We start from the raw sequence: 16,264 nt of genomic DNA, 5'->3' as shown, positions 1-16,264 counted from the left end.
CGGGAGAGGTCGCGCCGAAGGCGCGGGTGAGGGCTCTCTCTACACAGGGAGTCTCGTTGTGGAGATACCCTCTCCCCAACCCTCTCCCGCAAGCGGGAGAGGGAGCGCACCTTCTTCGTGGCTCAAGTCGAGGCAACGCTCTGAGCCTGCTCGACAGGCAGATCATCGGCGTTGGGATCGCCGGGCGCCGTCGCCCAGGCGAGCTCGACCAGCGTCACGAACCTGCGTCCGGCACCGTCGAGCTGGCATACGATCAAGCCTTGCTCCTCCATGTAGCTCAGCAAGCGCTGCGCCCGGCGCAGCGAATGCGAGCCATAGGCGCGCGCGATCACGGCATCGCCGGGACACGGCCAGCCTTCCTTCGCCGCGCGCGCGATCATCATGAACACGCCCTGCATGTCTTCGGGCAGGATCGAGGCGCGAAGCGACGCATCCTGCCAGGCATCATCCTCGGCAAGCTCAGCGCCAAGTCCCGCGCGTGCACGCGTCAACATGCGGCGGAATTCGGTGAGGTCGGGCACGGCCGAGCCGAGGCCTTCGATACGGCAGCGAACCACGAACTCCTGATAGAGCACGCCGATAGCGCGGAAGCCGGCATCCGGCTCGGCAAGCACGGCGCGCAAGGTCCGGTCCACGCGCTCGCGCCGGTCCGCCAACTCCTCGGCGCTCGCCGGCAGTTCGATCGTTTCAGGCCGGATTTCCGGGGCGGCGGCCTTTGCGGCCCGGAGCTGTTCGAGCAGATCCGGTGCCGGCCGCCGCTGCGGCCGGCTGGCATCGGGCGGCGGGGCGGCCAGGATCACGGCGCGCGCGTCCTCCAGAGTCGCCTCCGGCATCGGCATGAGCCGGGGCGTGGAGTTGCGCGGCTTGGTTTCGGTCGCGCCGATATGCAGGCGCAGCGGACGGCGCGACAGGGCCGGGCCAAGCGCCATGAACTGTCCGCGCTCGAGATCGCGAAACGTCTCCGCCTGACGCCGCTCCATCCCGAGCAGATCGGCGGCGCGCGCCATGTCGATGTCGAGGAAGGTCCGGCCCATCAGGAAATTGGAAGCCTCCGCCGCGACGTTCTTGGCAAGCTTTGCCAATCGCTGGGTCGCGATGATCCCGGCCAGCCCGCGCTTGCGGCCACGGCACATCAGGTTCGTCATGGCACCGAGCGAGAGCTTTCGCGCCTCGTCCGACACCTCGCCCGCGACCGCCGGCGCGAACAGCTGCGCCTCGTCCACCACCACCAGCATTGGGTACCAGTGGTCGCGATCCACGTCGAAGAGACCGCCGAGGAAAGCCGCCGCGCGCCGCATCTGGTTCTCGGCATCCAGCCCTTCGAGATTGAGCACGGTGGAGACGCGATGCAGCCGCGCGCGTTCGCCGGCGACCTGAAGGCCGCGCTCGGTATGATCCTCGGCCTCGATCACGAGGTGGCCGAAATGCTCGGCCAGCGTGACGAAGTCGCCCTCGGGGTCGATGATGGCCTGCTGCACCCAGGGCGCGCTCTGTTCCAGCAGCCGCCGCAGCAGATGCGATTTGCCGGAGCCCGAATTGCCCTGCACGAGGAGCCGGGTCGCCAGCAGTTCTTCGAGGTCCAAGGCCGCCGCAGCGCCCGCAATGGTCTGCCCCATCTCGATCGCAACCGTCATGTCCCGACTCAGACCCCTTCATTCGCGGACAGGGGCTTATCAACCCGGCCGGGGCGCGTCGAGCGGCACGCGACGAAACGCGTCGCGTTGCCCACGGCGGAGTTCAGGCGTGATTCGACAATTGGAGGGTGGGGATCGTCGTCCGGGTCATCCGGAATCGCGCAGGAGCCGAGTTCCTGCCCGCTGCGGTCACGCTCGTCTGGAGGCCTGCGGGTCGATGAGGATCGATCGGAATGAAGGTCGCGGCGTGCCGCTACTGCGCGCCGGATCCGCCCTGCACGATCTTCTCGTTCAGCTTCAGGTCCACGGTTTCGACGGTGCGGTCGATCTCGGCATTGGGCGCGCCGAGCTGATGCGAGATCAGCTTCACCAACAAGTCGACGCGCTCGATAAAAGGAGCACCGCTCGCAACCGCGCGCGCCGCCGATGACGGCTTGAGCAGGCTTTCGGCAGCTTTGGCGTATTTAGCGAACGGCACCTGGTCCTGCGGATCGGCGCCGAGCTTCCGGGCGATGGCATCGACATGGTCGTAGATCGTCTGCGAGCGCGCAAGATCGCCGTGCACGGCGTCGCGGATCGACTGTGGCTCGTGCTGTGTGATGCAGCGGTAGTTGCCGGTCAGCAGCATCGACCATTTCGCCAGCGGGACGAACAGCGAAGAGAACACCTTCAGCTTCACCGGCACGTCGTGGCCATCGAGCGTCACGGCGTCGATGTCGGCTTCGAGCTCGCGCAGCACCTTGTTGTGCTTGTCGTCGGCGAATACCGATGCCTTGAAGTTCGTGGGCAGGCCGACATGAAGTACGTTTGCCGCCTCTTCCGGCGGACGGAATGCCTGCGGATCGGGCGAGCACAGCGTCACCAGTCCCGGCTCGAACCGCTCCCATACCTGCGCATTGGTGTAGGCCTCCTCGAGCTCCATGCCTGCGAGCGACGGAATCCGCTTAAGATAGGGCAGCGGCGGCATGTTCATGATCGACAGGCACGGCAGCTTCGCCGCGGCGATCCTAACCATGAGAACGCGGACCGTGTGGTTGGCGTATTGCGGCTCTTGCATGGCAAGGCCGACCATGTCGTAGCGGGAGACGTCGACGTCGGCGGGCGTCACCGCGTCCAGCTTGCCGGGCAGGTCGCGCGACAAGATCGCCCGGTGCACCGCCTCGTCGCGCAGCTTGATGCGCACCTCGGTGCCATCGCGGTTGATCAGCTCTGCGGTCTTGGCGCGGCAGACCAGGGTGACGTTGTGCCCGGCCATCAAGAGCTTCGTGCCCAGCAGGGAACCGTAAGAAGCTCCGAGAATCAAAATGTTGCGCGCCATGCTCTTCCCCATAAATCGCGTGGTTTTTAAGCGCCTGCCGTCATCCGAAGGCGATTAAGGGGCATGTAAGGCGAAGTATCCCGTCATGGCAACTGGGATAATGCATACAACGCAGCGTCAATATTCTCGCTTCGTTCTTGGCGAGCCCGACAACGAGGCAGCTGTGACGAGCCGCCACCTCAAGAATACGCTTTATCGAGATTCGGATTTATCGCCGAGCAGGCTGGGTTGCGGTGGATGCGGCAGCCTCGGGCGCGACCATCGAGCAACGGGAGCGCTTACGGCGAACGAGGCCGCGAAACTTCCGCAAACCCAGGCCACGCCATTGACCCCGGAAATTGCGCGCGGCGTCAGCCCTGGCTGGCGACGCGGGCGCGATCGAGATGTTCCTCGATCTTCGGGCGGTCGCGGGTGCGCTCAAAACTCGTGCAGAGCAGCTCGGTCTCCTGGAGCGAGACCGGGGCGCGGTACAGCCGGCACATGAATTCGGCGGTCGCACGTCCCTTGCTCGTGCTGGGACTGCGTTCGGCGAGAAACATGCAATCCCGGCAGATGCTGGCATCGAGTCGCTGATGTGCCGCATCGAGGTGATTGAGGATATCTCGCAGCGAATCGCGCAGCTTGATGCATTCTTCGGTGCCGAGTGCCGTGACCGCATTCACCACGTGATTGACCGGATCGTGCTGGCTCAGGTATTTCTCGCCCTGCGCCGTGACGTTGAGTACGACGGAGCGCTTGTCCTCGGGCGAGGGCTTCCGCACCAGGAAGGACTTGCTCTCCAGCGTCTTCACGATCTGCGATGCAGTCGCCCTGGTGGCACCGATGAAACCGGCGAGCGCGGACGGCGTGCGCGAAAACCTGTTGGCCCGGCCGAGAAAGCGCAGCGCCATCCATTCCCGATCTCGTAATCCGTGCTGATTGCCTTCGAAATACCAAGCCCTGGCCGCCTGAACCAGCAGCTCGACGGCCTCGCGTGCCAATGGCATGAATCTACCTCGTCCCCGGAACTTCGTCTGCGGCGTCCCGAAGCCGCCTTGCGCCCTGGCTCGCGAATCCATCGAGAGACATCAGACGACCGAAGCTGTCCGATGAGCACGTCATACCCGGCTCTCGTTCGAACGCACGGACTGCAACGCGCCCGACCTCGACCCATGGGCGTTGCATCGTCCGGAGCAGGAGGCTGCGTCGCTGATCGCATGTCAATCGCGTCGTCGCCGTGGAGCCCGAGTTGCCGTCACCAGCGGACGATGGATCGGAGTTGTTCAACCGAAGCCCCTAAACGTTCAAGTCACAAGCCACGCGTTTCTTATACTCCACCGAAACGATGAATGAGCTTCTCAACAAAATCAAGTAGAGACACTCCTCGAGACCGGATGTCGCTGCAGGCGAATGTAACGTTCAAGACAATCTCGCTGTTCGGGACACATGATAGTGAACACAATGCGCTGCTCCGCAAGCAGCATGCACGCAACTATACGACGGTTTAATTGCACAGCATGTTGTTGTTCGTCGTTGATGCAGTTGATCGAAGCTTGTGCATGACGACGATGTACATGGGCATGTCATCCACAACCTTGTGCGATGGGCCGGAAGAATCGCCGGGAACTCGGAGGGAATGCACGCGCCGGTTGTTCGGCCGACGATCGCAGAATGATGCGTTCGGTCGTTTTCGCCACGGCCGCGCGCCGCCCATCCGGATGGTTGATACCCAGGCTGATAGCGGCGATGCATTGGCATGCGCCGGAAGCGGGGTGCCATGCGCGATCGACTGTTGAAAAAAGCGAGCAGGGGAGAGCGCGGGCGCGAAGCGCACGCCGTCTTCCCTGATTAGTCGCCCTTGAGCATGTCCCTGAGTTCGCGAAACGGATCGGCGCTTGGCGGCGCCGAGGCGTCCTGCCGCATCGCGTTGTAGATCCGCGGCACCATGTCGACCGCCTGGTCGAGACCCGAATCACGTCCCGACTGATATCCGCCCATCAGCCGAAGGTCGCGGGTGTCCTCGTATTTGGCGATCATGGTGCGCAGCTTGCTCACCAGCTCGCGCTCCTCTGGGTCCCAAACGTTATGGGCGAGGCGAGAGACTGAGGCCAGCACGTCCACGGCCGGATAGCGCGCCTGGTCGGCGATGTGCCGGCTGAGCACGATGTGCCCATCGAGCGTGCCGCGGATAGTATCGGCAATCGGCTCGTTGTGATCGTCGCCGTCGACCAACACGGAGAAAATGCCGGTGATCGTGCCGGTTCCCTCCTCGCCGGGGCCAGCCCGCTCGAGGAGGCGCGGCAAGTCGGTGAAGACCGTCGGCGCATAACCGCGCGCGACCGCCGGTTCGCCGGCGGCGAGGGCGACCTCGCGGGCGGCGTGGGCGAAACGGGTGATCGAATCGACCACGAGCAGGACCGATTCGCCCCGATCACGAAAATATTCGGCGACCGCCATCGCGGTCTTCGGCGCCAAACGCCGCATCATCGGGCTTTCATCTCCCGTCGACACGATGGCGACGGCTCGGTTGCGGTTGGTGCCGAGCACGTCCTCGATGAATTCGCGCACCTCGCGGCCGCGTTCGCCGACCAGGGCCAGGACGACGGTGTCGAAACCTTCGCTGCGGGCGAGCATCGCGAGCAGCGTCGACTTGCCGACGCCAGAGCCGGCAAAGATGCCGACGCGCTGGCCGGCGCAGATCGGCGCGAACAGATCGATGACGCGCACGCCGGTGCACAGCGGCTTGTGAACACGGGCGCGCTTCATGGCCGAAGGCGCCTCCGCCTCAGCGGAGACAGTCCGCGATCCCGGGGTGAGGGGACCCTGTCCGTCGAGCGGCGCGCCGAGCGCGTTGATGACGCGTCCCTTCCAGCTCGGATCGGGCGCGAAGGACAAGGGCGGCATCCGGTAGGCGACCAAGCCGAGGCCGCCCGCGAACTGGCGGTCGAACGGTTTGGCGATGATGCCTTCGCTGTCGATCCGCACCACCTCGCCGATCTGGGGCTTGCCGCCCGAATTGACGCCGATGAGCTCGCCGAGCCTGACGAAGCGCGACAGGCCGGAAACACGGAAATGCGTCGGGGCGATCTCCGAGATCGCTCCGCTGACGCTTGCAAGGGGAGTGCTCTGCTGAAGCTCCAGCAGCGCCCATTCAAGTTGCCGAAGAGCGTTCAAGGAAACCGTCCACTCTCATTGCGCACGAGGCGCAGTCTACCTGCCGGGATCGCCCAGCGTCCGGATTGCGTTCTGGAGCGCGCTCTCCGTGCCCTCGACCAGCGAATTCGTGCCGTCGAAGGCGCGCGAGGCCGACATCAGCTTCGTCAATTCCATCATCGGATTGGCGCCGGAGCCCTCGACATAGCCTTGCTTGAAGCCGTCTCGGGCGAAATCCGAGATGGCGGTCGCAGGCCGGTCGGGCGTGACACCGGAATTGCCGTAGCGCTCGAGATTGGCATCGGCGGGAATGTTGAACAGGCCGATGGTGCCGATCTCGTTGTTGTCCTGGGTAATCGCACCGCTCCGCGAGATCGAGACCGGTCCGCCGTTCGGGTCGAGCGTGATCTGCGCGCCGCCGGAATCGACGATGGGGAAACCGGTCACGGTCTGAAGATCGCCGTTGGGAGCGATCTGGAGCCGGCCGTCACGGGTATAGACCGTACCGTTCGGTCCGGCGAAGGCGAGCCAGCCCTGTCCGACCACGGCGACGTCGAGCGGGTTGCCGCTCTCGGTGATATTGCCGAGTTCGCGCGAAATGATGTTGTCGCCGGGCGAGGAGAACGCGACGGGGTTCGCACCAGCGCGCGATAGCACGGTCTCGAATTTCACCACGTCGGTGCGAAACGCCGCCGTGTTGACGTTGGCGACGTTGTTGGCGATCGTCTGGAGGCGCTTTTCAAGAGCGACCTGTGCCGACAATCCCACATAGAGAGCCGATTGCATGACTTACTTTCCGAACCTGATGGACTGAAGTTTCGAGAGCATGTCGGTATCCATGCTGGTCGTCGTCGACGCGCCGCCGATCAAGACCAACGCGGGGTTGGTCGAGTTGTCGCTCTGGGCCTGCACCGCATCCCACATCGCGGCAAAGCGTTGCACGAATTTGTTGACCTTGGTCGGGTCCTGGAAATCAGTAAGCTTGATCTTGCTGGTGATCATCTTGGCCTGGGCGTCGATGTCGGCCGAGCTGATGGTCGACGACAGGCCGAGCGCTGTCTGGACCACCTGCGTCAGCGCCTTGTCCGCGAGAATCTGGTAGGAATTCTTGATCGTGGAGGCCTTGCGCGTGAAGTAGAGCGCCAGCCGCAGGCCCTCGTTCTGGTCGCCGGCCTTCTGCTCCATCGTCTGCGTGACATATTGGGTTGCCGTGCCGGTCGTGGCCGCGGCGGTCTGGGTCGCCTTGCTGCCGAGGGCAGCAAAGTTGAAGGCGGCGGCGAATTCCCGGTAGCGGGTGTCGGTCAGCTTGTTGGCGAAGGTGTCCTTGTTCGCGATCCCCTCGGTCAGCACCTTGCGCATGAACGCCTTGGCGTAGACCATGTCGCTGAGGCCATAGGCCTTCATCGCATAGGAGTAGAGGCGATAGTCCTTCAGGAAATCGTCGATGGTCTTCACGTTGCCGATATGGCTGAAAAAATAATCGGTCTCGCGGCTGACATCCGGCTGCTTCGCGACCTGCGTCAGCGACTTGCCCATGTCCTTGGTCAGTCTGGTGTAGTCCGCGATCGTGGATAGCATGACACGCGCCCCTCTGGCCGCCATTGCGACGTCGTCTCAAGCTGCCGCCAGTTGCTTGCGCGGGGCTGGCGAGGGGGAAGCCAGCTTCGCGCAAGCGTCGCCGGCTAGTTATTCCCGATGGGATCGGTGATGGAGCGGCGTGTTGGGCAGTTTCGTGGGGATCGTCATCACGGTAGCGGCGCTGCTCGGCGGATTTGCCGCCATGGGCGGGCATCTGGGCGTGCTGATGCAGCCGTGGGAGTTCGTGATCATCATGGGCACCGCGGCCGGCACCTTCATCATGGCCAATCCATGGAAGGTGGTCGTGGATACCGGGCTTGCGTGTGCGCAGGCCGTCACCGGCGCGGTGCCCGGTGAGCGCTACTATCTCGATCTGCTCGGCGCTCTCCATGCCCTGATGCGAGAGCTGCGGGGCAAGGGCCGCAACGAGGTCGAGGCGCATATCGACGATCCCGCGTCCTCCGAGATCTTCAAGGCGTTCCCGAGCGTGCTCGGAGATGCCTCGCTACTCCAGTTCATCTGCGACTATGTCCGCCTCATCATCATGGGGAATGCGCGCACGCACGAGATCGAGGCGCTGATGGACGAGGAAATCCATACCATCGTGAAGAGCAAGCTGTCGCCCTACCATGCGCTGGTGGTGGTATCCGAGGCGCTGCCGGCGCTCGGCATCGTCGCCGCGGTGCTCGGCGTCATCAAGGCCATGGGCGCGCTCGACCAGTCGCCGAAGCTCCTGGGCGGCTTCATCGGCGCGGCGCTCGTCGGCACCTTCGCCGGCATCTTCCTGTCCTATGGCATCATTTCGCCCTTCGCGCTGAAGATCAAGTTGACGCGCGAGAAGCGCTGCCGGCCCTACATCATCGTCAAGCAGACGCTGCTTGCGTTCATGAACGGTGCCATGCCGCAAATCGCCGTCGAGCACGGTCGCAAGATGATCGCCAGTACCGAGCGGCCGTCGATCGACGTCGTCGAGAACGAGACGATCGCCGGTCCCAAGGCCGTCGCGACCGATGCCGAACCGAAGGCTGCACGCGCATGATGACGGAAGACCTCGACGTCGATCAGCAGAAGCGGCTGCCGAACTACCTGCTGGATGCTGCCGGCATATCGATCGAGCGTATGCCGATGCTCAATGTGATCTTCGATCGCATGGCGGCATCGTGCACGGACAGCCTCCAGCCGATAGCCGGAACACCCTGCTATTTCTCCGTCAACGGCATCACGAACGGACGCGTTGGCGACATCATCAAGGACTACGAGGCCAATGCCGTTGCGGCGGTACTCTATGCCGAGCAGTGGGATTCCAGAATCCTGATCATGCTTGACCGCGATTTCGTGTTCACGATGGTCGAGGCGATGTTCGGTTCCGACGGCGCCGAACCGCCGCTCGACGTCGAGCGGTCCTTCTCGAACATCGAAATCCGCCTGGTCCAGGCGCTGTTCGAGCGGTTCGCCAAGGCACTGCAATCCTCCTTCGCCGGTACCTCCAACGTCACCTTCCGCGTCGAGCGGGTCGAGACGGCGATGGCTTCGCTGGCGATCGGTCGCAGCGGCAACATGTCGATCTGCGCCAACATCATGTTGCAGGCGCTCTACCGCGGCGGCCAGATGTTCCTCATCATCCCGCACTCTGCGCTCAATCCATTGCGTCAGAAGCTCGCGACCGTGGTCGTCAGCGACGGCCGGGCGTCCGATCCGCGCTGGCGCGAGCAGATGGAGAGCGAGGTCCATCGCACCGAAGTTACGCTCAGCGCCGTGCTCGACGAAAAGATGATCTCCCTCGGCGACGTCGTGAAGTTCCAGGTCGGGCAGGTCCTCGAACTCGAAGCCACGCCGCGCACGCTGGCTCGGCTCGAGAGCAACAACCAGGTGCTGTTCTGGTGTCAGATCGGCCAGCTTGATGGCTATTACGCCATGCAGGTGGCTGATCCCGTCGATCAGAAACGGGAGTTCGTCGATGATATCCTATCTCGTTGATGCCGTGCTGCTGATTGCGCTCGCCTTCACCAGCATGCGGGTGACGCGGATGCACCGCGAGCTGGCGCGGCTGCGCAGCTACCAGGGCGAATTTTCGACCATCGTCCACGAGACGGCGGGCGCCTTCGATACGGTCATCACCGCGGCGCACGATTCCACCGCAAATCTCGGGCGGCTCGCCAACGTGTTGAGCGCGAAGATCGATCAGGCGCACGAAGCGATTGCGGCGCTGGATGCGCGGCGCGGGCTTGCGCCCGCGACGACCACGAGCGGCACCGAGGCGAACACGCATTGAAGTTGGGACTTGCGGGACATTTACGATCAAAACGTCATCTGACGGCGGCCCGCAGGCGGGGGAATGATCCAGGGGCGGCGCTCCGGGACTGGAAATACCAAGAGGCGATACCAAATGGCGCAATCGTTCGACTATGAGTCTGCATCTGCATCGGCAGACACCGAGACGTCTCCGCTGGAGCGGTTGGCGGAGATCGCCGCCCGTACGGCGGAGGAGACCGGCAAGTTCGCCAATGTCGATGCGATCCTGCGCATCCCCGTCACCATGCAGGTGGTGCTGGGCTCGGCGACCATCCCGGTGGCAAACCTGATGAAACTTGGACGCGGCGCCGTGGTACCGCTCGACCACAGGGTCGGTGAGCCCGTCGACGTGGTGGTCAACGGCCGCGTCGTCGCACGCGGCGAGGTCGTCGTTGTCGAAGAGGACAATTCCCGTTTCGGCGTCTCGCTGACCGAGATTGTCGGGCCGTTGGGGCAGGGTGAAACCTGACCATGGCGGCACAGGTCGGCATCGCGCCCATCAAGCAGCGAGGCGTTGCCACGCTCGGTGGAACGGAAAAGGTCGCGGCGCTCCTGCTGGCCATGGGCCGGCAGGCGGCCGCGAGCGTGCTCCAGCAATTCGAGCCGCAGGAGATCCGCATCGTCACCAAGGCCGCGGCGGAGCTGCGGCCGATCACGGCGCAGGAGCTGGAGGGTATCGTCGAGGAGTTCGCCCAGCAGTTCTCGATGGGCGCCAACATTCTCGGCACCCTCGGCGGCCTGGAAGCGGTGCTCGGCGACGTGCTTCCGGCCGACCAGGTCTCGGCGATCATGTCGGATCTGCTCGGCAATTCGAGCCGGTCGGTCTGGGAGCGCGTCTCGTCGGTGTCGGAAAACTCGCTCGCGAGCTATCTCTCCAAGGAGCATCCGCAGACCGCGGCGCTCATCCTGTCCAAGGTCAAGCCGGCGTGCGCCGCCAAGGTCATGAGCCAGCTTCCCTCGAGCCTGCGCAACGAGCTGATGCGGCGCGTGCTCAGCCTGAAGCCGATCGTCGACGACGCCATGAAGGTCCTGGAAAAGACGCTGCACGAGGACCTGACGCTGAACTTTGCCCGCAATCTCGGCGCGGACACCTACGCCCGCGTGGCCGATATCATCAATAAGATGGAGCGTGGCCACATCGAGGACATGCTGAAGAGCCTGTCGGAGAAGCGGCCGAAGTCGGCCGAAGTGCTGAAGGAGCTGTTGTTCACCTTCGACGACGTCATCCATCTGACCCCGAAGGCGCGCACCATGATTTTCGACCAGGTGCCAACCGATCGCATCGTCATCGCCCTGAAGGGCACCGACAAGCACTTCCGGGAGCTGATCCTGTCCTCGGTCGCCTCGCGCGTCCGGCGCGTCGTCGAGCACGAACTGGCCATCGGCGAGCCGTCGAACCAGCGCGACGTGCTCGAGGCGCGGCGGGTGATCACCGACCTCGCGCTCGACCTGGCAGAGAAGGGTGAAATCGAGCTCAACCCCGAGCAGGAGGATGAGCTGGTCTTCCGCTGACCGCTGACAGGGCATGGCAGAATCATCCGATCAGGAGAGCAAAACAGAAGAGCCGACCGAGAAGAAAGTCCGCGATGCGCTCGAACAGGGCAAAATCCCGGTCTCTCGGGAGGCTTCCATCTTCGCGTCGATGGCGGCGCTGATGGTCATACAGGCGTTCCTGATCAGTCAGGGCGTGCAGCAACTGACGCCGACCCTGACGAGCTTTCTCGACGATCCCGAGGGCTTTCCGCTGAGCACGGGGGCGGACGCGCAGAACCTGCTCACCGTGGTGGGCCTGCAGGCGCTGCGTTTCCTGGTGCCGCTGGTCGTCATCATGGCCGTGTTCGGACTGGCCGCCTCGCTGCTCCAGAACGCGCCGCGCCTGGTGCTCGAGCGTATCCAGCCGGACCTTTCGCGAATTTCGCCGGTGCAGGGCTGGAGCCGGCTGTTCGGAACGCAGGGACTCGTGGAGTTCGCCAAGTCGCTGTTCAAGCTCGCCGCGGTGAGCGTCGTCGTCGGGGTCGTGCTGCGTGCGTCGGAAGCCCGGGCGTTCGAGGCCATGTACACCGATCCCGTCGCGCTGCCGGAGATGATTCTCAGCATCGCGATGCGGATCGTCTCGGCGATCTGCATAGCGACCATCGTCCTGGTCGCGATCGATCTCGCCTGGTCGCGCTTCCACTGGCGGCGCGAGCTGCGCATGACGCGGCAGGAGATCAAGGACGAGCACAAGCAGGCGGAGGGCGATCCGCTGATCAAGGCGCGCCTGCGCTCGCTGGCGCGCGACCGCTCGCGCCAGCGAATGATCGCGTCCGCATCGCGTGCGACGCTGGTGATCGCGAATCCGACGCATTTTGCGATCGCGTTGCGATATCACCGTGAGGAGAACCCGGCACCGCTCGTATTGGCCAAGGGCATGGACGCGCTTGCGCTCAAGATCCGCGAGGTCGCCGAAGAGAACAGAATCCCGGTGATTGAGAACAAGGCGCTGGCGCGTGCGCTCTACGAGGCGGTTCAGGTCGACCAGGTGATTCCGGCCGAGTTCTTCCGGCCCGTCGCCGAGATCATTTACTTCCTTCAGTCGAAGCAATCGCCGCGGCCCGAGAAGGTTCAGTAGATTTCCGAGGACGGCGTCCCGCGCATCAGCCTGAGGAAAGCTTGTAGTTCTAGGCTTCTCCCGAATGGACCAGAATGGGACTGTCGTGGGACCGCTTTATCTCTTTGAACTCGCATCGTCGCAAGCGCGCTGGCTCGAGCTTCGCCAGTCGACTATCGCCACTAACGTCGCCAACGCCAACACGCCGGGCTTCAAAGCGCGCGACGTCGAACCCTTCAACAAGATTCTCGACGGAATGCCGGTCAGGCTTGCGACCACATCGCCTTCGCACATGCAGCTCTCCGCGGCCGAGACCGATACGCGGGCGACGGCGAAGAAGGACAGTTGGGAAGTGGTTCACTCCGGAAACTCGGTCAGCCTCGAGCAGGAGATGATAAAGGGCAGCGACGTCAATCGCGACTATTCGATGAATTCGGCGATCGTGCGGTCGTTTCACCGCATGGTCCTGTCCAGTGCAAAGGCCTGAGGTAAACTGACATGCTGGACGCCCTGCAGTCCTCGTTGACCGTCGCAAGCTCCGGACTCGAAGCACAGTCGACGCGCATGCGCGTCGTCTCCGAGAACCTCGCGAACGCGAGCTCGACGGGGCGCACCGCCGGCGCCGAACCCTATCAGCGCAAGACGATCACGTTCGATGCTGCGTTGGATCGCGCCGCGGGTGCGCAGCTCGCGAAGGTCAAGGAAATCGGAGTCGATACCACGCCGTACCGCGTGGAGTACGATCCGGGACATCCAGCCGCCGACAAGGCCGGCTACGTCAAGCTTCCCAACGTCAACATGATGGTCGAGATGGCGGACATGCGGGAAGTCAACCGATCCTATGAGGCCAATCTCCAGGTGGTGAAGCAGGTAAGGTCGATGCTGGGCATGACCATCGATCTTCTGAGGAGCTGATAATGCTAGAGGCGATTTCATCCACGGCGATCTCGGCGGGCCAGGCGGTAGCCCGCGCGACCGAGACGCAGGCCATCGCGCCGGCAGCGACGCCCGCAATCCAGTCGGGCGACGGCGTCGGCTTCGACTCCGTGCTGAAGCAGGTGACCTCGGACGCGATCGGTACGCTGAAGGCGGGCGAATCGGCATCGATCTCGGCAATGCAGGGCAAGGAATCGACGCGGCGCGTCGTCGAGGCGCTGATGTCGGCCGAGCAGGCCTTGCAGACGGCGGTCGCGGTCCGCGACAAGGTCGTGCAGGCCTATCAAGAAGTCGTTCGTATGTCGATTTGATCTGAAGGAGTCACATTGTGAAATCGCTTGCCATTGCGGCCACGGGCATGAATGCCCAGCAGACCAACATCGAAGTCATCGCCAACAACATCGCCAACATCAACTCGACCTCGTATAAGCGGGCGCGGGCGGAATTCACCGATCTGTTCTACCAGATGGACCGCATGCAGGGCGTCTCGAACGTCTCGGGTTCGTCGCCGATCCCGGAAGGCGCCAATCTCGGCCTCGGTGTCAAGTCTGCGGCCATTCGCAAGCTGCACATCCAGGGCGCGCTCACGCAGACTGGCAACCCCTACGACATGGCGATCAACGGCCGGGGCTGGTTTCAGGTGCTGGGCCCGAACAACGAGGTGCAATATACCCGCGCGGGCTCGTTCAACACCAATGCCAACAGTCAGCTCGTCACGACTGACGGCTACCTGCTCGATCCTTCGATCACGGTGCCGCAGGGAACGGTCGAGGTCACGGTCAACCAGACGGGACAGGTGTTTGCCAAGCTCGATACCGAGGTGACCCCGCGGCAGATCGGCCAGCTCAACCTTGCCAACTTCGCCAATGAAGCGGGCCTCGAGCCGCTGGGCAGCAATCTCTATCGCGAGACCACGGCGTCCGGTACGCCCGTCGTCGGTCTGCCGGGCGATGCCGGCTATGGTAAGATCAACCAGAAGTACCTCGAGGCTTCGAACGTCGATCCCGTCAAGGAAATCACCGAATTGATTTCGGCGCAGCGCGCCTATGAGATGAATGCCAAGGTCATCCAGGCTTCGGATGAGATGGCGTCGACCGTATCGAAGGGCCTTCGCTAGTTCCGGTGTGTCGATGTTGAACAGGGTGGGCCTGATCGCGCGTGGGTTGGCCTCCGCGCTGCTGGTTCTCGTCTCCGCGCGCTTGGCCGCGGCAGAGGAGCGGCGGCTTCCCGTGCCGGCGGTGTCGATTCGCGCCGGCGAGCTGATCAGGGACGACATGATCACCGAGCGCGCTTTTGCGCCGAACGTGCTCGGCGTGGCCATGTTCATCGAAGGACGCCAGGTCCTCGTCGGACGCATGGCGCGGCGCGCGTTGCTGCCAGGCCAGCCGATCCCGACCAATTCGGTGGAGGATCCCTGGACCGTTGCCCGCGGCGCCATGGTCAAGGTCGTGGTCGAAGACAGCGGCCTGTCGATCGTGACCTATGGCTCGGCGATGCAGTCGGGCGCGCCCGGCGCTCTCATCCCGATACGAAACACCGATACCGGCGTGATCATCAGAGGCATCGTCCAGCCGGACGGCACCGTCAAGGTCGTGGACGGGTCATGATCAGATTTCTGCTTGCGCTGATGGTCGTCGTCTCCGCGGCTGGCGCACAGGCTGCCGTCCGCATCAAGGACATCGCAGACATCAAGGGATTGCGCGAGAACCAGATCGTGGGTTACGGCCTCGTCATCGGCCTGAACGGCACCGGCGACACGCTTCGCAACGCTCCGTTCACCGAGCAGTCCCTGCAATCGATGCTCGAGAACATGGGTATCAACGTCAGGAACGAGACGACGAGCACAAATAATCCTCCGCGCCCGACGACCTTGCGCACCCGCAACGTCGCCGCCGTGATGGTGACCGCGGACCTGCAGCCGTCGATCGGGCCGGGCGAGCGCATGGACGTGACGGTGTCGTCGCTCGGCGATGCGACCTCGCTGCTCGGCGGCACGCTGGTGATGACCTCGCTTCGCGCGGCCGACGGCGCGGTCTATGCGGTGGCCCAGGGCGCTGTCACGGTCGCCGGCTACAGCGTCGGAGGTCAGGCCCAGAACGTCAGCCAGGGCACGCCGACCGCGGGGCGCATCCCGAACGGCGCGCTGGTCGAGCGCGAGGTGCAGGGAAGTCTCCATGAAATGGAATTCCTGGTACTGGAGCTCAAGAATCCCGATTTCGTCACCGCGACGCGAATCCTCGATGCCATCAACCGCTACGCCGGCGGTCGCTACCGCGCACAGATCGCTTTCGAGCGCGACTTCCGGACCATCGTGCTGTCCAAGCCGCGCCATATCGGTCCCGTCCGCTTCCTTGCCGAAATCGGCGAACTCACCGTCGAGCCCGACACGCCGGCGCGGGTGGTGATCAACGAGCGCACCGGCACGGTGGTGATTGGACGTGACGTGCGAATCTCGACCGTGGCCGTGACGCACGGCAACCTGACGGTTCGAGTCACCGAGCTACCGGTGGTGTCGCAGCCGGCGCCGTTCTCGCGGGGCCAGACCGTGGTCGTTCCCCAGACCGTGGTCGAGGCCAACGAGGCCGGATCGCAGGTGGCGATCCTCAGTGGCGTCGATCTCCAGCGCCTGGTGCGCGGGCTGAACCAGATCGGCCTGAAGCCGTCCGGCATCATCGCCATCCTCCAGGCGATCAAGACGGCCGGTGCGCTCCAGGCCGATGTCATCGTGCAATGATGCACAAGCGTCGTGCAAGCTTGGTCGCTCAATGCTCAGGACTTGACCGA

Annotated in this window: 19 protein-coding genes; 12 read left to right on the top strand and 7 right to left on the bottom strand. The window is 64.0% G+C overall.

The genetic code is table 11. The features are described from left to right. Window positions 1-122 precede the first annotated feature (122 nt). The 7 genes from FXV83_RS09075 to FXV83_RS09045 form a co-directional block, all read right to left on the bottom strand. Window positions 123-1,634, bottom strand: coding sequence for a helicase HerA domain-containing protein (locus FXV83_RS09075; RefSeq protein WP_148738844.1), 1,512 nt, complete (start codon window positions 1,632-1,634; stop codon window positions 123-125). A gap of 253 nt (window positions 1,635-1,887) precedes the next feature. Continuing rightward, window positions 1,888-2,952: a ketopantoate reductase family protein gene (locus tag FXV83_RS09070; protein ID WP_148738843.1), complete on the bottom strand. Its 1,065-nt coding sequence runs from the start codon at window positions 2,950-2,952 to the stop codon at window positions 1,888-1,890. Between the two features lie 350 nt (window positions 2,953-3,302). Continuing rightward, entirely contained in the window at window positions 3,303-3,938 is a 636-nt protein-coding gene (locus FXV83_RS09065; protein ID WP_148738842.1) for a MarR family winged helix-turn-helix transcriptional regulator, read from the bottom strand. 497 nt (window positions 3,939-4,435) lie between these two features. Next, window positions 4,436-4,765, bottom strand: coding sequence for a hypothetical protein (locus tag FXV83_RS09060; protein ID WP_148738841.1), 330 nt, complete (start codon window positions 4,763-4,765; stop codon window positions 4,436-4,438). A gap of 14 nt (window positions 4,766-4,779) precedes the next feature. Next, complete coding sequence (fliI, locus tag FXV83_RS09055) at window positions 4,780-6,105, bottom strand: flagellar protein export ATPase FliI (protein WP_148738840.1); 1,326 nt, start codon at window positions 6,103-6,105, stop codon at window positions 4,780-4,782. 36 nt (window positions 6,106-6,141) lie between these two features. After that, window positions 6,142-6,870 carry a flagellar basal-body rod protein FlgF gene (gene flgF / locus FXV83_RS09050; RefSeq protein ID WP_148738839.1) on the bottom strand — a complete coding sequence of 243 codons (729 nt, stop codon included), beginning with the start codon at window positions 6,868-6,870 and terminating at the stop codon, window positions 6,142-6,144. A 3-nt stretch (window positions 6,871-6,873) separates the two neighbouring features. Further along, window positions 6,874-7,662: a DUF1217 domain-containing protein gene (locus FXV83_RS09045; RefSeq protein ID WP_187435769.1), complete on the bottom strand. Its 789-nt coding sequence runs from the start codon at window positions 7,660-7,662 to the stop codon at window positions 6,874-6,876. 142 nt (window positions 7,663-7,804) lie between these two features. On the opposite strand from FXV83_RS09045, the gene motA reads away from it, so the two are divergent. From motA to flgI, 12 genes are all read left to right on the top strand, one after another. After that, on the top strand, window positions 7,805-8,701 hold the full coding sequence (motA, locus tag FXV83_RS09040; RefSeq protein ID WP_148738837.1) for a flagellar motor stator protein MotA: 897 nt from the start codon (window positions 7,805-7,807) through the stop codon (window positions 8,699-8,701). After that, on the top strand, window positions 8,698-9,639 hold the full coding sequence (locus tag FXV83_RS09035) for a flagellar motor switch protein FliM (RefSeq protein WP_148738836.1): 942 nt from the start codon (window positions 8,698-8,700) through the stop codon (window positions 9,637-9,639). The genes motA and FXV83_RS09035 overlap by 4 nt, the downstream gene beginning before the upstream one ends. Continuing rightward, entirely contained in the window at window positions 9,620-9,934 is a 315-nt protein-coding gene (locus FXV83_RS09030; protein WP_148738835.1) for a hypothetical protein, read from the top strand. Before FXV83_RS09035 ends, FXV83_RS09030 begins: the two co-directional genes overlap by 20 nt. A 114-nt stretch (window positions 9,935-10,048) precedes the next feature. After that, window positions 10,049-10,423, top strand: coding sequence for a flagellar motor switch protein FliN (gene fliN / locus FXV83_RS09025; RefSeq protein WP_148738834.1), 375 nt, complete (start codon window positions 10,049-10,051; stop codon window positions 10,421-10,423). 2 nt (window positions 10,424-10,425) lie between these two features. Further along, window positions 10,426-11,466, top strand: a complete 1,041-nt coding sequence (locus tag FXV83_RS09020) for a flagellar motor switch protein FliG (RefSeq protein ID WP_148738833.1) — start codon at window positions 10,426-10,428, stop codon at window positions 11,464-11,466. Window positions 11,467-11,479: 13 nt separating this feature from the next. After that, window positions 11,480-12,565 carry a flagellar biosynthesis protein FlhB gene (gene flhB / locus FXV83_RS09015; RefSeq protein ID WP_148738832.1) on the top strand — a complete coding sequence of 362 codons (1,086 nt, stop codon included), beginning with the start codon at window positions 11,480-11,482 and terminating at the stop codon, window positions 12,563-12,565. A gap of 64 nt (window positions 12,566-12,629) precedes the next feature. Next, window positions 12,630-13,031: a flagellar basal body rod protein FlgB gene (gene flgB / locus FXV83_RS09010; RefSeq protein WP_148738831.1), complete on the top strand. Its 402-nt coding sequence runs from the start codon at window positions 12,630-12,632 to the stop codon at window positions 13,029-13,031. A gap of 11 nt (window positions 13,032-13,042) precedes the next feature. Further along, the gene (gene flgC, locus FXV83_RS09005; protein ID WP_148738830.1) at window positions 13,043-13,459 is read left to right on the top strand and encodes a flagellar basal body rod protein FlgC; all 417 of its coding nucleotides are present in this window, start codon (window positions 13,043-13,045) and stop codon (window positions 13,457-13,459) included. Between the two features lie 2 nt (window positions 13,460-13,461). Then, window positions 13,462-13,791, top strand: a complete 330-nt coding sequence (fliE, locus tag FXV83_RS09000) for a flagellar hook-basal body complex protein FliE (RefSeq protein ID WP_148738829.1) — start codon at window positions 13,462-13,464, stop codon at window positions 13,789-13,791. A gap of 17 nt (window positions 13,792-13,808) precedes the next feature. Next, window positions 13,809-14,597 carry a flagellar basal-body rod protein FlgG gene (flgG, locus tag FXV83_RS08995; protein WP_148738828.1) on the top strand — a complete coding sequence of 263 codons (789 nt, stop codon included), beginning with the start codon at window positions 13,809-13,811 and terminating at the stop codon, window positions 14,595-14,597. Between the two features lie 13 nt (window positions 14,598-14,610). Continuing rightward, window positions 14,611-15,087, top strand: coding sequence for a flagellar basal body P-ring formation chaperone FlgA (gene flgA, locus FXV83_RS08990; protein ID WP_187435768.1), 477 nt, complete (start codon window positions 14,611-14,613; stop codon window positions 15,085-15,087). Next, window positions 15,084-16,214: a flagellar basal body P-ring protein FlgI gene (gene flgI / locus FXV83_RS08985; protein WP_148738826.1), complete on the top strand. Its 1,131-nt coding sequence runs from the start codon at window positions 15,084-15,086 to the stop codon at window positions 16,212-16,214. The genes flgA and flgI overlap by 4 nt, the downstream gene beginning before the upstream one ends. Window positions 16,215-16,264 lie beyond the last annotated feature (50 nt).

Origin of the sequence: Bradyrhizobium hipponense, assembly GCF_008123965.1 — a bacterium.
Taxonomy (GTDB): Bacteria; Pseudomonadota; Alphaproteobacteria; order Rhizobiales; family Xanthobacteraceae; genus Bradyrhizobium; species Bradyrhizobium hipponense.
This window is presented reverse-complemented; position numbering and strand designations above follow the sequence as displayed.

Excerpts from the sequence above, each read along its gene's own strand:
- FXV83_RS09075 (WP_148738844.1), bottom strand. The coding sequence starts at position 1,634 with ATGACGGTTGCGATCGAGATGGGGCAGACCATTGCGGGCGCTGCGGCG.
- FXV83_RS09070 (WP_148738843.1), bottom strand. The coding sequence starts at position 2,952 with ATGGCGCGCAACATTTTGATTCTCGGAGCTTCTTACGGTTCCCTGCTG.
- FXV83_RS09065 (WP_148738842.1), bottom strand. The coding sequence starts at position 3,938 with ATGCCATTGGCACGCGAGGCCGTCGAGCTGCTGGTTCAGGCGGCCAGG.
- flgF (WP_148738839.1), bottom strand. The coding sequence starts at position 6,870 with ATGCAATCGGCTCTCTATGTGGGATTGTCGGCACAGGTCGCTCTTGAA.
- FXV83_RS09045 (WP_187435769.1), bottom strand. The coding sequence starts at position 7,662 with ATGCTATCCACGATCGCGGACTACACCAGACTGACCAAGGACATGGGC.
- FXV83_RS09035 (WP_148738836.1), top strand. The coding sequence starts at position 8,698 with ATGATGACGGAAGACCTCGACGTCGATCAGCAGAAGCGGCTGCCGAAC.
- FXV83_RS09030 (WP_148738835.1), top strand. The coding sequence starts at position 9,620 with ATGATATCCTATCTCGTTGATGCCGTGCTGCTGATTGCGCTCGCCTTC.
- fliN (WP_148738834.1), top strand. The coding sequence starts at position 10,049 with ATGGCGCAATCGTTCGACTATGAGTCTGCATCTGCATCGGCAGACACC.
- FXV83_RS09020 (WP_148738833.1), top strand. The coding sequence starts at position 10,426 with ATGGCGGCACAGGTCGGCATCGCGCCCATCAAGCAGCGAGGCGTTGCC.
- flhB (WP_148738832.1), top strand. The coding sequence starts at position 11,480 with ATGGCAGAATCATCCGATCAGGAGAGCAAAACAGAAGAGCCGACCGAG.
- flgB (WP_148738831.1), top strand. The coding sequence starts at position 12,630 with ATGGACCAGAATGGGACTGTCGTGGGACCGCTTTATCTCTTTGAACTC.
- flgC (WP_148738830.1), top strand. The coding sequence starts at position 13,043 with ATGCTGGACGCCCTGCAGTCCTCGTTGACCGTCGCAAGCTCCGGACTC.
- fliE (WP_148738829.1), top strand. The coding sequence starts at position 13,462 with ATGCTAGAGGCGATTTCATCCACGGCGATCTCGGCGGGCCAGGCGGTA.
- flgA (WP_187435768.1), top strand. The coding sequence starts at position 14,611 with ATGTTGAACAGGGTGGGCCTGATCGCGCGTGGGTTGGCCTCCGCGCTG.
- flgI (WP_148738826.1), top strand. The coding sequence starts at position 15,084 with ATGATCAGATTTCTGCTTGCGCTGATGGTCGTCGTCTCCGCGGCTGGC.